This is a genomic window from Pseudoclavibacter sp. CFCC 14310, assembly GCF_008831165.1.
Taxonomy (GTDB): domain Bacteria; phylum Actinomycetota; class Actinomycetes; order Actinomycetales; family Microbacteriaceae; genus Pseudoclavibacter_A.
The window spans coordinates 286,411-301,683 of sequence record NZ_WBKC01000001.1; the positions used below are offsets into that span (position 1 = coordinate 286,411).

The following is a 15,273-nucleotide window of genomic DNA, read 5'->3' on the forward strand; positions in this document are numbered from 1 at the left end:
CTTGATCTCTGCCAGCTGGTCTGCGTCGACTGATCTGTGTTGCCTGACCTGTGCACAGGCTCATCTGCGCACAGACTGTTTCATACCGTGAGGCTGTGCACAGGTCGCCTTCGTCTGTGGCGGACGCGGTCAGACCACTGCACGATGGGCGCATGCCGCACAGACACAGAGTCTCTCTCACCGCCTCAGCAGCACGTGGGCAGATGGCGGAACTCGCGACCACAGCGCTCCCGTCGCCGTCGCAGTTGCAGCCAGCCGCATCCGCCGCCTGCGATGCCGAGACGCTCGGCGCGTTCGGTCCGCTGCGCACGCTGATCACCCGCGCCGGAGTGACCGACGTGCTCGTCACCGCTCCCGATGAGATCTGGATCGATCGGGGCAAGGGCGTCGAGCGGGTGCCTCTGCGTCTCAGCGGTCAGCGTCAGCTGCGGGCACTCGCGGTCTCGCTCATCGCCGCGGGAGGTCGGCATCTCGACGATGCGACGCCCTTCGTCGACGTGCGGTTGGGCGAGCTGCGCGTGCACGCGGTGCTGCCGCCCGTGGCGGTCGGCGGCGTCCAGCTCTCGGTGCGTGTGCCCCAGCGAGGGCTGCACGACTTCGGCTCGCTGCTTGGCACCGGCATGATCGTCGCCGGGCACGAAAGGCTGCTGCGCGACGCCATCGAGTCAGGGGCCAATCTGCTCATCACGGGGGCGACCGCCAGCGGCAAGACGACGCTGCTGCGGGCGCTGCTGCAGCTGGTCGAGCCTGATCAGCGCATCATCTGCGTCGAAGACGTCGCCGAGCTCGATGTGCGGCACCCGCACGTCGTGCAGCTCGAGACGCGGCAGCCCAATGCCGACGGTCTCGGCGCAGTAGGCCTCGACGTCCTGCTGCGCCAGGCGCTGCGTATGCGTCCCGACCGCATCGTCGTCGGCGAGTGCCGTGGGCCCGAGCTGATGCTGCTGATGACCGCGCTGAACACGGGGCATCGAGGTGGGGCGGGCACGCTGCATGCCAACTCGGTCGCCGACGTGCCGGCTCGGCTCGAGGCACTGGCGCTGATGAGCGGCATCAGCGAACGAGCCTTGGCGCGTCAGGCGGCCAGTGCCTTCGACCTCGTCCTGCACCTCGGGCGCAGTGCCGGTGTGCGGCGTCTCGAACAGGTCGGGCGCTTCGAAGTCGACGCAGACGGGCTGCTCGTCGCACGGGTCCTGACCGTCGACTCTGAACATCCGGGCCTTCACCGGCGTCCGTGGGCCACTGACCGCAACACGCACGCACCGGGCCGATGACCGAGTCGCTCGGCAGCACGGCAGAGGCGCTCAGCGCACTCTCTGCGCTCGTCGATGCGGGGGTCGCCCCGCAGCGAGCGCTCGAACTCGTGGCCGACGGCGTCGGCGGTCTCGACGGCGAGGTGCTCGCCGAGGCGCTGCCCAGAGTCCGGCAGCACGGTGCCTCGGCGTCGCTGCTCGATGCGGCGGCGCGACTGTCCCACGCGCCGCGCCGGTTCGCCGAGCAGCGTGGGCGCACATTGCAGCAGTCGGTTCGCAGCTGGCGTCGCATCGCGGCAGTCTGGGGCATCGCCGAACGAGCCGGGGCACCGTTGGCCGACGCGCTGCGGCGCATGTCCGGCATGCTCGAGCAGCTCGAGCGCATCGAGACCGAGTCGCGCATCGCCGCATCCGGTCCGACGTCCACGGCCCGACTGCTGCAGGCGATGCCGTTGGTGGGCGTGCTGCTGGGGGCGCTGCTCGGCGTCGATTCGCTCGGAGTGCTCTTCGGCACCCCGTTCGGGTGGGGCTGCCTCGTCGTCGCACTGGTGCTGATGCTGGTTGGTGCTCGCTGGCAGAAGAGGCTGCTCGCTTCGCTGCAGCCGCCCGATGACTCTGACGGCATGCTCCTGCTAATGGTGTCGCTGGGGGTTCGTGCGGGGCATGCCGCCGACAGCGCGATCGACCTGAGCGAGCGGATGCTGACTCGCGCCGGTCTTGACGCCGACCGCGACGACGAGCGCGCGAGACTGGATCGTCTGGTCGCACTCTGGCAGCGCTCCGGCGTGCCGCTGTTGGGGCTGCTCGACGGTCAGCTCGATGACGTGGCACGCATGCGTGCGGCCGCATTGCGAGTGCGTGCCGCCCGGCTCGAGACGCTGCTGCTGCTGCCACTGGGCGTCTGCTCACTGCCGGCCTTCATCGTGGTCACCGTGCTGCCGATGATCGCATCGATTCTGTTCTCCACATTTGTCGATCTGCGCTGATCTGTGCACAGCGGTCACGTATCCCAACGCTCTCTCCTCGGTTTCCGCGACGCTGAAAGCACAGCCAGGGTCATCCCTGACAGAGCAGAGAAAAGCACATCGAAGAAAAGAGGACACCATGCCGACGATCACCACAGTGACTGACCCCTCAGAGCCGCATGGCCGCCGAGCTCTGCACGCGGTCGCCAGCGCGCTGCTGCTGCGCGTGTCGCTGGCCGTCACCGACGTCGCGGCCGCGGCGGCTGCGCTGGCGCTCCAGCGTCTGAACGAGCTCCGGGCGCGCCCGCAGGAAAGCGGGGCCGCCACTGCTGAGTACGCCATTGCGATGCTGGCCGCCGTGGGCTTCGCCGGCGTGCTCGTGGTCATCCTGCGCGGCGACGAGGTGCGCGGGGTGCTCACCAACCTTGTGCGCAACGCGCTCAATGCGGCGCCTTAGAACGGCACCCGAGAATATGACTGTGCGCAGCACCAGAGGCGAGCGTGCCGAAGGCGCCGTCTGCGGCAGGGCTTGGGATGCCTGCGAGCAGGAGCGTGGGTCGGCCACCGCAGAACTGGCCGTCGTGCTGCCCGTCGTCGTGCTGGTGCTGGGCCTCGTGCTCGGCACCGGCGCGGCGTCGGCGCGCATCACCACGACCACAGAGGCCGCTGCGGCCGCCGCGCGCAGCCTGGGCCGCGGCGAGTCTCAGGCACAGGCGCGCAGCCTCGCCGCAGCGGTGCAGCCAGACGCGAAGCTGCAGATCTCTGACCAAGGCGATCTGGTCTGTGTGCGCGCGAACTCTGCCCAGCGTCTGCTCGGTGCGCTGCCGCTCGATATCACCCAACGTGTGTGCGTGCCGCGCGAAGGCCGCTGAGGGGCGTTGCGCCGCCGCCAGCGCGTGCTGACACGCCGGGTTGCGTCGAACACCCGATTCGCCGCGAGCGCACAGAGCTCCCGGCCCACATGCGAACAGTCGCAGAGAAGAGGAACGAACGGTGACGAACGACTCAGAACGGGGCAGCATGACCGTCGGCATCGTCGTGCTGGTCGCCGCTGTGGCGCTGCTGGCTGCGCTGGCAGGCGTCATCGCCGCACAGAGTCAGCACGACCAGGTGCGAGCGGCTGCAGGCATCGCCGCGCTGCAGGCCGCTGACGCACAGCGTGGGCTGATCGCAGACGTTCCGTGCTCACGAGCCGAACGAGTCGCCGTCGCTCACTCGGCGACAGTGGCGTCGTGCGGCGAGACTGACCGCGGCATGCTCGTCACGCTGACTCGTGACACGCTGCTTGGCCGGGCGGCCGCCACAGCGCATGCCGGCCGCAGCGATGAAGATTAGATACCGAATCGCTCAGGCGCTGCACAGCTTGTCGCAGGCCTCGTCTTTGTCGAGCTGCGGGCGTCGCCTTTGTAGAACCGAGAGCGCTCCCCTATATTGTGGAACGACGAGTCACAACTGGCGGAAGACTGAATCTCAAGGTCGCCGGGCGAGCTGTGACCGCAGGAACACCGCTAGTGCGCGGGGTGAGGAATCTCAAGTGGCACATACGAAGAGGCTGGTCATCGTCGAGTCTCCGGCCAAGGCGAAGACCATCGGCAAGTATCTCGGCGAAGACTACACAGTGCTCGCCTCGGTCGGTCACGTGCGTGACCTCATCGAGCCCAAGAACCTTCCGCCAGAGCTGAAGAAGGGCTCGCTCGGCAAATTCTCGGTCGACGTCGACCACGGGTTCGAGCCGTACTACGAGGTCAGCAGCTCGAAGAAGAAGACCGTCGCCGAGCTGCGCCGAGCGTTGAAAGGTGCCGACGAGCTCTATCTCGCAACTGATGAGGACCGCGAGGGGGAGGCCATCGCGTGGCACCTGCTGCAGGTGCTCAAGCCGAAGGTTCCCGTGCGGCGCATGGTGTTCCACGAGATCACCAAAGAGGCGATCACCAAGGCGAAAGAGACCACCCGAGATCTGAACACCGCGCTGGTCGATGCGCAGGAGACCCGACGCATCCTCGACCGTCTCTACGGCTACGAGATCTCGCCCGTGCTTTGGCGCAAGGTCGGGCCGGGGCTTTCGGCAGGGCGAGTGCAGTCGGCGGCGACTCGTCTGGTGGTCGACCGTGAGCGCGAGCGCATCGCCTTCCGATCGGCCGAGTATTGGGACGTCGTCGTCGAGGCCAAGGCCGATGAAGACGCGACCGAGTTCGAGGCCCGACTGGTCAGCTACAACGGTGTGAAGATCGCGACGGGGCGAGACTTCAGCGACCGAGGTGAGCTGAAGACCGCTGCGCATGTGCTCACCGGCGACGAGGCCAAGGCGCTCGCGACCGCACTCGAATCAGCGCGGCTCGAGGTCGCATCCGTCGAATCGAAGCCGTATCGTCGTCGTCCGGCAGCACCGTTCACCACCTCGACGCTGCAGCAGGAGGCCGCACGCAAGCTGCGCTTCTCGGCGCGACAGACGATGAGCCTGGCGCAGGGGCTGTACGAGAACGGCTACATCACCTATATGCGAACCGACTCGCCGATTCTGTCGCATCAGGCGGTCACCGCCGCCCGGGCGCAGGCGAAGTCGCTCTACGGTGAGAGCTCGGTTCCTGAGAAGCCTCGTGTCTACACCGGCAAGTCGAAGAACGCGCAGGAGGCCCACGAGGCGATCCGTCCGTCGGGCGACCACTTTCGGCTGCCCAGCGATCTGCGCTCGAACCTGCGCGCCGACGAGCTGAAGCTCTACGACCTGATCTGGAAGCGCACCGTCGCCTCGCAGATGGCCGATGCGACCGGTTCGACCGCCACAGCCACGCTGCGCTACGACGGCAAGGGCATGAAGAGCGAGTTCACCGCCTCGGGCACCGTCATCACGTTCCGCGGCTTTCTCGACGCCTACGAAGAGGGGCGCGACGCCGACCGCCATGCGACCGCAGAGCGCGCCGCCAAAGAGCATCGGCTTCCGGCGCTCGCGCAGGGGCAGTTCGTCTCGGTGATCGAACCCGAGTCGAAGCAGCACGAGACGCTGCCTCCGCCGCGCTACACCGAGGCGAGCCTGGTCAAGACCCTCGAAGAGCTGGGCATCGGGCGCCCGTCGACGTACGCGGCGATCATCTCGACCATCGTCGATCGCGGCTATGTGACACCCAAGGGGCAGTCACTCGTGCCGACGTGGGTCGCGTTCTCAGTGGTGCGTCTGCTCGAACAGCACTTCACGTCGCTGGTCGACTACGACTTCACCGCAGGCATGGAGGGCGACCTCGACCGCATCGCGGCCGGTCAGGAAGACCGCCGCCACTGGCTCAGTCAGTTCTACTTCGGCGAAGGCGATCACCCCGGCCTGCGCTCGGTCATCGACAACCTGGGCGAGATCGACGCCCGCGGCATCAACTCGACGCCGATCACCGACGCGATCACGCTGCGCATGGGCAAGTTCGGCCCGTATCTCGAGCAGCAGGTCGACGGAGAGGAGACCCCGAAACGGGTGAGCCTGCCCGACGGCCTCGAACCCGACGAGCTCACCGCTGCGAAGGCCGTCGAGATCATGGATCGCCCGAGCGGTGATCGCGAACTCGGCGTGAACCCCGACACCGGGCACGCCGTCGTCGTCAAGGCTGGCCGTTTCGGGCCGTACGTCACCGAGACGCTGCCCGAGGGCGAGGAGTGGCCCAAGGGGGTCAAACCGCCGACGGCGTCGCTGTTCCGCAGCATGGAGCCGGCGACGGTCGATCTGGCCACAGCCCTGAAGCTGCTCTCGCTGCCGCGCGTGGTCGGCGAGGTCGACGACGTGCCGGTCGAGGCGCTCAACGGCCGCTACGGGCCGTACCTCAAACACGGCAAAGAGACGCGTTCGCTGCCCGACGAGGATGCGATCTTCTCGATCGACCTCGAGAAGGCGAAAGAGCTGCTCGCCCAGCCGAAGTACGGCGGTCGTCGCGCGGCGGCTCCGCCGCTGCGCGAGTTTGACAAGCCCGACCCTGTCAGTGAGAAGCCGATCGTCGTGAAGAACGGCCGCTTCGGGCCGTACGTCACCGACGGTGAGATCAACGCGACCGTGCCCAAGGCCGAGAACGCCGAAGAGCTCACCTACGAGCGCGCCGTCGAACTGCTCGCCATCAAGCGAGAGAAGGGGCCGGCCAAGAAGCGCACTCGTAAGGCTCCCGCGAAGAAGGCGCCGGCGAAGAAGACGACCGCGAAGAAGTCGACTGCTCGCAAGACCGCGGCGAAGAAGACCCCGGCGGCGAAGACGTCCACAGCCAAGAAGACGACCCCGGCGAAGAAGGCCCCGTCGAAGAAGGCGACAACGGCCAAGACGACCACGGCAGCGAAGCCCGCGACCGCAGGTGACGGCGAGAGCACCGGCCAGTGACCGAGAAGGCTGAGCGGCATGGCCTCTTCGTCACCATCGAAGGCATCGATGGGGCCGGCAAATCGACACAGCTGACTCTGCTGCGAGACTGGCTGACCGATGCCGGCCGTGAAGTCGTCTCGACCTTCGAACCGGGTGCGACGCCGCTCGGCGTCAGTCTGCGAGAGCTGCTGCTGCATACTGAGGGTCCCGTCTCCGAGCGCGCTGAGGCGCTGCTCTATGCCGCCGACCGCGCCCAGCACGTCGATCAAGTCGTGCGGCCCGCTCTCGAACGCGGCGCGGTCGTGATCTCTGACCGCTATCTCGATTCGTCGATCGCCTATCAGGGCGCCGGGCGACGCCTGCTCGCGAACGAGATCCGTGATCTGTCGCTCTGGGCGACCGACGGGCTGCTGCCCGATCTGACCGTACTGCTCGATCTGCCGGTTGCGCAGGCTGCGTCGAGGGTGGATGCCGAGCCCGGCGAACGAGATCGTCTCGAGAGCGAGCGGGCAGACTTCCACCAGCGCGTGCGCAGCGGCTTTCTCGCGCTGGCAGCCGCCGACCCCCAGCGCTTCGAGATCATCGACGCCCGACTGGCGGTCGACGAGATCGCCGAGCGCATCCGCCGCGCCGTCATGCAGCGAATGACTGGGCAGATCGCGGCCGACGACTCTGTCAGCGAGCCTGCGAACCCTGATGTCAGCGGCGAACGCTAGGCTCCACACATGAACGCACCCGCAGCATCCGCATCACTGAGTCGGCGACTCGTCGGCCAGCCGCAGGTCGTCGCCCAGCTCGAGCACACCATCGCGCACGCCGACGACCCCAAAGTGATGACGCACGCCTGGCTGTTCACCGGCCCGCCCGGGTCGGGCCGGTCGGTCGCCGCGCTCGCCTTTGCCGCCGAGCTGCAGGCGATCGGCGCCAGCGATCCCGATCACCAGCGGGTCATGGTCGAGGCGGGCACGCACCCCGATGTGCAGGTGGTGCGCACCGACAAGGTCATTATCAGCATCGACGAGGTGCGCGACATCGTGCGCCAGTCGCAGCTGTCGCCGTCGGTGGGGCGCTGGCGCATCCAGGTCATCGAAGACGCCGACCGCATGAGCGAGCACACCTCGAACGTGCTGCTCAAATCGCTCGAAGAGCCGCCCGACCGCACCGTGTGGATTCTCTGCGCACCGGGCGAGGCCGATCTGCTGCCGACCATCCGCTCGCGCGTGCGCATCGTGCGGCTTGGCACGCCCTCTCCAGACGCCATCGCCGATCTGCTCACGAGCGAGTCGAACGTGAGTCGCGACCTGGCGCTGCTGGCCGCACGCGCTTCGCAGTCGCACATCGGCATGGCGCGGCGTCTGGCCACCGACGCGGCGGCGCGGGAACGGCGCCGCTCATCACTCACCGGCATTCTGAGCATCGACAGTCTCAGCCGTGCCATGGCCGTCTCGCGCCAGCTGCTGCAGATCGCCAAAGACGACGCCACTGCGCTGGTCGGCGACGAAGAGCAGCAGGAACGCGCCAAGCTGATGCGTCAGATGGGGCTCGGCCCCGACGACCGGGTGCCGCCGAAGCTGCGCTCGCAGCTTCGCGAGGCCGAAGACAACTGGAAGCGTCGCTCGAAACGTGCGCTGGCCGACGGCGTCGACCGGGTGCTCACCGATGCTCAGGCGCTGCTGCGCGACGCACTGCTGTCGAAGCTGGGCAGCGGGCAGCAGCTGATCAACGGCGACCTGATCGACGAGCTGCAGACCTTCGCACGGCGCTACACCGAGGCTCAGCTGCTGCACGGCATCGACGCCACCGAGCAGGCGAGAGGCCAGCTGGCGCACAACGTCTCGCCGGCCCTCGTGCTCGACGCGTATCTGGCGAGTCTCGTTCCGGGGGTGCTGCAGTGAGCGGGGCGGGCCGGTCGGCTCGAACGAGACCGCTGCTGGCCGCGCTCGCCGGTCTCGTTGCGCTGGCGCTCTCTCTTGGCGGATGCGCCCTCGGTCCGGTCGTCTCGGGATCGGACCCGAACTCCGGTGTGGCCGACGACTTCGACCCGACGCAGGGTGTGCCCGCCGAGCTGCAGCAGTTCTACGGCCAGCAGCTCGACTGGTCAGACTGCGGCGACGGCGCAGACTGCGCGGCGCTCACGCTGCCGCTCGACTGGTCGCAGCCGCAGGGCGATACCGTTTCGGTCGCTCTCGCCCGAAAAGCTGCCGACGGCAGCGGGCATCACCGGGCACTGGTGATGAACCCCGGTGGCCCCGGGGCTCCAGCCCTGGAGTACGCCACCGACAAGTCGTACCGCGACTACTTCTTCGGGTCTGCGCTGCAGCGTGAGTTCGACATCGTGACCTTCGACCCGCGAGGCGTCGCAGGCAAGTCCACACCGGTGCGCTGCGTCGATGCGCAGCAGATGGACCACTACCTCTACGACCTGCCGGCCGCGCCGCGAGGCACCCCGGCCTACATCGCCGAGGCAGAGGCGAGTTCGAAGGCGTTCGGTGCGGCCTGCCAGGCCAACACCGGCCCGCTGCTCGGGCATGTCGACACGGCGAGCGTCGCCCGTGACCTCGACGTGCTCCGCGCCGCCTTGGGGCAGCCGCAGCTCGACTACCTCGGTTACTCGTACGGCACGCGCATCGGCGCTACATACGCCGATCTCTTCCCTGATCGAGTCGGGGCGTTCGTGCTCGATGGGGCCGTCGACCCATCGCTGTCGGCCGAAGACATGCTGGTCGAACAGGTCGGCGGGTTCGAATCGGCGGCGCGGTCATTCCTGCAGAACTGCGTCTCGAACGCCTCCTGCCCCTTCACCGGCACTGCAGACGAAGCCGCCACACAGCTGGCCGCACTGATCGGCGGGCTCGACCAGCATCCGCTGTCAGTGGCAGACGGCCGTCAGCTGGGCAGTGACACCATGGTGACCGCGATCAGTTCGGCGCTGTACTCGCGCTCGCAGTGGGGCGCGCTGGCTCGGGCGATCACCAGCGTGAGTCAGGGCGACGCCCGAGGTGCGATGGCTTTGGCCGACCAGTACAACTCGCGCTCGGCCGACGGCACATACGAAGACAACTCCACCGAAGTGCTCACTGCGGTCAACTGCATCGACCTGCCCGCCGACCAGACCCCAGAAGGCGTGCAGCGGCTGAACGAGCGCATCCGGGCGGCGGGGCCGGTGTTCGGGCAGTTCCAGGCAAATGGCACGGCGATGTGCAGTGGGTGGCCGGTGCCGCCCACGGCAGCGCCGCACAAGGTCAGCGCGACCGGCTCGGCGCCCATCATGGTGATCGGCACGACCGGCGACCCAGCGACGCCGTATGCCTGGGCGCAGTCGCTGGCGGACCAGCTCGATCACGGTTTTCTCGTCACGAACGTGGGCGAGGGGCACACCGCCTACAACAGCATGGCATCGGTCTGCATCACGCGTGCGGTCGAGCGCTTTCTCGTCGCCGGTGAGCAGCCGGCCGACGGGCTGCGCTGCGAGTAGTGCGCAAGCCGCGCCGCAAGTTGTGCTGTGCGTCGTGCTGCGAATGGTGAATCCGGCTGAACTTCTGGTAGTCTGTTCGGCGGTGCCGCGAGGCATTGGCCACCTTAGCTCAGTCGGTAGAGCACTTCACTCGTAATGAAGGGGTCGCGAGTTCGATTCTCGCAGGTGGCTCTCGAATCTTCTCTGTGTTTCCTTTCTGCCTGCCAGGTAGGCTGAATCCATGAACCCCGCTTGACACGCCGGCTGGCCTGCAGTGCACGGTGATTGCTCCGCATTCTTTTCTCCCTATCCTCGGCCATGCAGAGGTCTGCCCTGCCAGGGGCACCGTCGGGCTGCCCTTCCATCTCGAGCTGCTGTGAACGAACGACAGCATGGATCTCGGCCCGTTGCTGCTGCCTGCACGAACGGCGGCTGCTGTCTTCACGAACGCTGGTTGCCCCAGTGAGAACCCTTCGGCTCGGGCAGCTTGCCCGTCTGTCTGACAGCAGTGATGGCACTTCGGTGGACATGTACTTGTAGGACAGCTTCGTACGCTCAGAAATGTTGCCTATGAGTCACATTTGTGATTAGATGAACGCGTCGTTGACCGCATGCGGGTTCTTGTATTGAGCATGCGGGAATTCCATGAGGGGGGAATGTGCGAAGCATAGTCAAGCCTGCGGGCGGGCTGGTTGGGGTCGCTGCACTGGCCAGTGTCTTGCTTGTCGGTTGCTCGAGCACCACCACCAGCACCAGCGGCACAAATGATGCAGTGCAGGAATCGGCGCAGCAAGATGCGAACGGCTCGAATGTCGAACCTGCCCCCGACACTGCGATCTACGAATATGACTCTGCGGATTCTCTGCCTGTTCGGGCCAAGACGATCACGGTCCGGCTGCCTACTGCTTTGGAGGCCAGGCTTCTCGCAGACGGGCTGCCTCGCCCAGAATTCGAGTCATACACTTTCGCCGCTGCGGCGGCGGATCCGCAGAATGACTCATCGAGGGATCTGTGCACGCTCAAGGCGAAGGCGGTCAGATCTGATGGGTCTGGTGATGAAGACGAAGCCCTTCGTCTTGCCTGTGGGAAGCCAGATCAATCTCTCAACGGCAGAAAGGGAGCCGTGTCGTACACCTTCCAAGTGGATCTGTCTCAAGTGCCAGCGTCGACTCTGTCGAAGCTGGGATTCGCTGACAAGGGCTTATCCACCGGCGGTGATCGTGGTGGAGCTGTCGTCGCATCAGTAACAGTCGCACCGATGAATGACGGCACCGTTGAGGTCGTCGGCGACCTTGATGGTCAAGTGGGGACGAAAGTCGACAAAGAGATGTACGTCATGGATCAGGGCGGCAACTGGGTGCCGAAACGGCCTCTGTGATGAGGAATGACACAGACGGGATCACAAAGCACATGATGAGGGCAGGCATGTTTCGGAAGACCTATCTCACGAACTCCCAAGACGGGGCAACTGTGAACCATGCGGGTACCGGCGCGCGAGTGGCGGCGCTTCTCCTCGCGGTGAGCGTGCTCGCAACCGGTTGCGCTACGTCTTCTGGCGGCTCGCAGAACGAGAGCAGTGCCTCATCGCCCGCCGACAGTGATACGACCTCAGGCTCTCAGGAGGGCACCGACGCTACCGCGGCCGATGTGCCGGATTCATTGACGTATGCCTATGACCCGTCCCAGCAGCTGCCTCTCCGTGCGAAGAAGATCACGATATCTCTGCCCGACTCGTTGAAACAGAAGCTGACCGCTGATGGAGTGCCCCTTCCAAAAATAGAGTCGTTCACGTTTACGGGGCTTGGTGAGAAGGCGACTTCCACGGGCGGCACGTCTGGGCAGTGCTCCATTCAGCAGTCGGCTTCGCCTGCAGGAGACGGAGCATATCCAGACGGCACACAGGATGTCTCCTGCGCATCGCCGATCAGAGGGGGTGGGACGCCTCTGCAGGTGCGGTTTGTCGCTCAGATGGACGGCGTCTCATCGACACGCCTGGCAGAGCTCGGTCTCGGTGATTCCTGGGCCGTTGGCTCTGCGACCGTTGTGTCGCTCCCAGACGGGAGCGTCATGCTCCTAGAGAAGACTCCAGACGGAGGCCGTACAGAGCTGTCATCAAACTATGTGCGGAATGCGAGTGGGGACTGGGTTGTGAATGTCCCAGAAGGCTCACGGTGATCGGCGATCAGCTCGGGGAGCCCATCTCTTCAAGGTATCGGGCCTCGGCTGGGCAGAAGGGGCATTTGAGCGTGGGGGAGTCCGAGCCTGGTGCGGCGGCGCTGCTGCGGCCTGCGACCCAGTCTGGCTGCCCGCGGAGTCGATGAATGAGGTTGGTGAAGCCAGGCTGTCGTAGTACTCACCGAAGAGCGCCCTTGGGGGTATCTGAAGCGCTTGGGCCAGTTTGACAATCGTGTCCAAGGTTGGATTTCGGCGGCCGCGTTCTATCCCAGACACGTACGTGCGGTCTAACCCTGCATGGAGGGCGAAGGCCTCCTGCGACGTCCACCCCGCGGAGCGACGGAGCCTTCGGAGCTGCCGTCCGAATGCAAGTCGATGAGCTGGAGTATCCACCCATCAACCTTGTAGACGAAGGGCTGATAAGTCCACGGACAATGAGTCACACAGGTCTGCGCCGACGGCCTGACGAGCAGGGACGCCATGGGGCGGACTGCGAGGCATGACCGAGAGGGGCAATGTGACGAAGTCTGAGGGATGCGGGCATGAAGAGAATTCGATCGTGATTGAGGGGGTGTGGAGTTTGTGAAAGACGCAAAACTGATCAGCATTCTCATTCCGGTGTACAACGAAGCTGAAGTGCTCCAGAAGTTGTACAGCAAACTGCAGAACATGGCTGAGGGTTTGAATGCCTACCGCTTTGAGTTTCTCTTTGTCGATGACGGAAGTGCTGATGCGAGCATGAGCATCATCCGCGACCTGGCCGCAACAGACGCACGCATTGCGTGGGTGAGCCTGTCTCGCAACTTTGGCAAGGAGCTTGCCATGCTTGCAGGGCTGGATAACGTCCGTGGCGACGCCACCGTGGTGATAGACGCAGATCTCCAGGACCCTCCAGAGCTCATTCCTCGCATGATCGAACAGTGGGAGCGCGGGTTCGATGATGTCTATGCTCGTCGAAGAACGCGCAGCGGAGAGTCTTGGCTGAAGAAGTCCACGTCAAAGCTCTACTACAGAATTCTGCAGCGAACGACCCGTGTGCAGCTGCAGATGGACACCGGAGACTTCAGGCTTCTTGACCGCAAATGTGTGGAAGCCCTTCGTCAGTTGAGGGAGTCGGAACGGTATACAAAGGGGATGTTCAGCTGGATAGGGTTTCGCAAGGTCGAAGTGGTCTACGATCGCCCGGCTCGGCAAGGGGGCATCACGAAATGGAACTACGGCCAACTGGTCCATCTTGCCATTGACGGGCTGACATCCTGCACGACGGCTCCTCTGCGGTTCTCCAGCTTCATGGGAGCCGTCATCTCGATCGCCGCTTTCGCCTATCTGCTCGTCATCGTCGTGAGAACGCTGATGTGGGGCAACACAGCTGTTGGGTACCCATCGCTCATGGCGGTGATGCTGTTTCTTGGTGGGGTGCAGCTGCTGAGTCTTGGCATCATCGGCGAGTACATCGGTCGCATCTTCATGGAGTCGAAACGCCGACCGGCATATCTCGTTCAGTCGATGCATGAGAGCAGGCCGGAATGACCAGAATGGCGTCAAGCTGGCAGAGATGGTTGGCTGTGGACTGGGCTCTGGCCGCTGTCACCTCGGTTGGCGTATTCTTTCTCGCGCTATGGCTGGCTGCCGGGCAGTCGATCTGGTACGACGAGGCCTACTCTGTACTGGTCGCTCAGAGCCCTGTTGACGACCTGTTTGCGCTGACCGCGGTGGATGCCCACCCGCCCTTCTACTACCTCTTGGTCAAAGCATGGGCGGGAGTGTTCGGGTGGAGTGAGCTGTCGCTTCGCAGTCTGAGTGCATTGGCGGCAGGTGCGACCGTCTTCGTCATGTTCTGCATCGTGCGAAGGATGTTCTCGTCGAGAATCGCGCTTATGACGTTGCCCTTCGTCTCACTGTCGGCGTACTCCCTTCGGTACTCATATGAAGTTCGAATGTATGCGATCGCCGGATTGATCTGTGCGTTGGCAACTCTGTGCCTGGTGAGCGTCGTGCTGTCGGAGAACACGCGGCGCCAGACAATTTTCAAGTGGTCTGCCTACAGCCTTCTGGTCGTACTCGGCATGTACACCATGTACATGTGTGCCGTTGTCTGGGTTGCGCATGCGATCTGGCTTGCAGCGCGATGGCACCGACTGCGAACGGGGCCGCTTGTCAAGCAACCGTGGCTCCTCGCGTTCGGAGCGGCCGCTCTGCTGTTCGCGGCGTATGTCCCGGTGGTCATGAACCAGCTGAGAGACAGTGCGTCTTCGGGGATCGAATCAGCGGTCACGGTCGAGAAGGCTGTCAACTTCTTCACAATGAGTCTGACGTACACCCCGATCTGGCGGGCGGGCGCATGGCTTTCGTGCCTGACTCTTGTGGCAGTGCTGCTCGTGCTCTACTCATTGCGTCATGTCGTGATCGAGCAGAGCCACCGTGACGCGATCAGCCTCTTGACCCTTCTCTCCATGGTGCCGATGCTGTTCGAGATGTGCGTCTCACTGCCTCCGCTGTCACCACATTTCGTCAATAGGTACATCTCTCACACGGTTGTCTATCCGCTTGCGCTCCTTCCTGTTCTGCTCTGGTTGGTCTGGAGGCGAAATGGCAGGAAGCAGCGTTGGGTCGCGATCATCAGCGCCTGCAGCGTCGTCGCGCTCCAGATCGTGGGCGTGACCACGCTGAAAGCCACCGGCAACTTCAACTTCGATAATCTGACCACGAATCATGCCCGCGAAGTGCGTGATTCGGTCGAATGCAGTCCACAGAACACCGTTGTCGCCGACACGCCGTTGGAAGGGATCGGATTCAGCTACTACTTTGCGGACTGTCCGCTGTACTTCGCCAGCAATGACGAGGTGGCCTTTCACGGTGGATACGCTCCACTTCACGGGAGTGACCGGCGAATTTCCTCATCATCGTCTATCGGCACACCTGAGCTGACGGTGCTGCGGATGGAAGAACCAGGGAAGCTATTGGTCGATGACCGCTACGAGCTGGTCAGAACTGACCGCATTGGCAGCGCGATCGTCGACCATTATGCGCTGCGCCCGTGAGAGCGCGTCTGGCTGGGCACACCTCTCAGCAGCATGAGCTGACTTGACTCTGGGCACA

Annotated in this window: 13 protein-coding genes and 1 tRNA gene; 13 read left to right on the forward strand and 1 reads right to left on the reverse strand. The window is 64.8% G+C overall.

The genetic code is table 11. The features are described 5' to 3' along the window. The first annotated feature begins 203 nt into the window (after positions 1 to 203). The 11 genes from F8O06_RS01280 to F8O06_RS01330 all read left to right on the forward strand — a co-directional run bounded on the left by F8O06_RS01280 (position 204) and on the right by F8O06_RS01330 (position 11,377). A complete protein-coding gene (locus F8O06_RS01280; protein WP_158037107.1) occupies positions 204 to 1,274 on the forward strand; it encodes a TadA family conjugal transfer-associated ATPase in 1,071 nt (356 codons plus the stop codon). After that, entirely contained in the window at positions 1,271 to 2,239 is a 969-nt protein-coding gene (locus F8O06_RS01285) for a type II secretion system F family protein (protein ID WP_158037108.1), read from the forward strand. The genes F8O06_RS01280 and F8O06_RS01285 overlap by 4 nt, the downstream gene beginning before the upstream one ends. Before the next feature lie 136 nt (positions 2,240 to 2,375). Next, positions 2,376 to 2,675, forward strand: coding sequence for a DUF4244 domain-containing protein (locus F8O06_RS01290; RefSeq protein WP_225733316.1), 300 nt, complete (start codon positions 2,376 to 2,378; stop codon positions 2,673 to 2,675). A gap of 22 nt (positions 2,676 to 2,697) precedes the next feature. Next, a complete protein-coding gene (locus tag F8O06_RS01295) occupies positions 2,698 to 3,090 on the forward strand; it encodes a TadE family type IV pilus minor pilin (protein WP_225733317.1) in 393 nt (130 codons plus the stop codon). Between the two features lie 121 nt (positions 3,091 to 3,211). Next, complete coding sequence (locus tag F8O06_RS01300) at positions 3,212 to 3,553, forward strand: hypothetical protein (protein ID WP_158037111.1); 342 nt, start codon at positions 3,212 to 3,214, stop codon at positions 3,551 to 3,553. A 199-nt stretch (positions 3,554 to 3,752) separates the two neighbouring features. After that, on the forward strand, positions 3,753 to 6,563 hold the full coding sequence (topA, locus tag F8O06_RS01305; RefSeq protein WP_158037112.1) for a type I DNA topoisomerase: 2,811 nt from the start codon (positions 3,753 to 3,755) through the stop codon (positions 6,561 to 6,563). Further along, positions 6,560 to 7,261 (forward strand): dTMP kinase, encoded by a 702-nt coding sequence (gene tmk / locus F8O06_RS01310; protein ID WP_158037113.1) that lies wholly within the window; start codon positions 6,560 to 6,562, stop codon positions 7,259 to 7,261. The genes topA and tmk overlap by 4 nt, the downstream gene beginning before the upstream one ends. A 9-nt stretch (positions 7,262 to 7,270) precedes the next feature. Next, the gene (locus F8O06_RS01315; RefSeq protein WP_158037114.1) at positions 7,271 to 8,440 is read left to right on the forward strand and encodes a DNA polymerase III subunit delta'; all 1,170 of its coding nucleotides are present in this window, start codon (positions 7,271 to 7,273) and stop codon (positions 8,438 to 8,440) included. Further along, a complete protein-coding gene (locus tag F8O06_RS01320; RefSeq protein ID WP_158037115.1) occupies positions 8,437 to 10,020 on the forward strand; it encodes an alpha/beta hydrolase in 1,584 nt (527 codons plus the stop codon). Before F8O06_RS01315 ends, F8O06_RS01320 begins: the two co-directional genes overlap by 4 nt. Positions 10,021 to 10,118: 98 nt before the next feature. Then, positions 10,119 to 10,191: transfer RNA gene (locus tag F8O06_RS01325), tRNA-Thr, on the forward strand. Positions 10,192 to 11,140: 949 nt separating this feature from the next. Then, positions 11,141 to 11,377 carry a hypothetical protein gene (locus F8O06_RS01330; RefSeq protein ID WP_158037116.1) on the forward strand — a complete coding sequence of 79 codons (237 nt, stop codon included), beginning with the start codon at positions 11,141 to 11,143 and terminating at the stop codon, positions 11,375 to 11,377. Between the two features lie 788 nt (positions 11,378 to 12,165). Here F8O06_RS01330 and F8O06_RS12530 read toward each other — a convergent pair. After that, complete coding sequence (locus tag F8O06_RS12530) at positions 12,166 to 12,567, reverse strand: helix-turn-helix domain-containing protein (RefSeq protein WP_158037117.1); 402 nt, start codon at positions 12,565 to 12,567, stop codon at positions 12,166 to 12,168. Between the two features lie 180 nt (positions 12,568 to 12,747). On the opposite strand from F8O06_RS12530, the gene F8O06_RS01340 reads away from it, so the two are divergent. Continuing rightward, positions 12,748 to 13,704, forward strand: a complete 957-nt coding sequence (locus tag F8O06_RS01340) for a glycosyltransferase family 2 protein (RefSeq protein ID WP_225733318.1) — start codon at positions 12,748 to 12,750, stop codon at positions 13,702 to 13,704. Continuing rightward, positions 13,701 to 15,215, forward strand: coding sequence for a glycosyltransferase family 39 protein (locus F8O06_RS01345; RefSeq protein WP_158037118.1), 1,515 nt, complete (start codon positions 13,701 to 13,703; stop codon positions 15,213 to 15,215). The genes F8O06_RS01340 and F8O06_RS01345 overlap by 4 nt, the downstream gene beginning before the upstream one ends. Positions 15,216 to 15,273 lie beyond the last annotated feature (58 nt).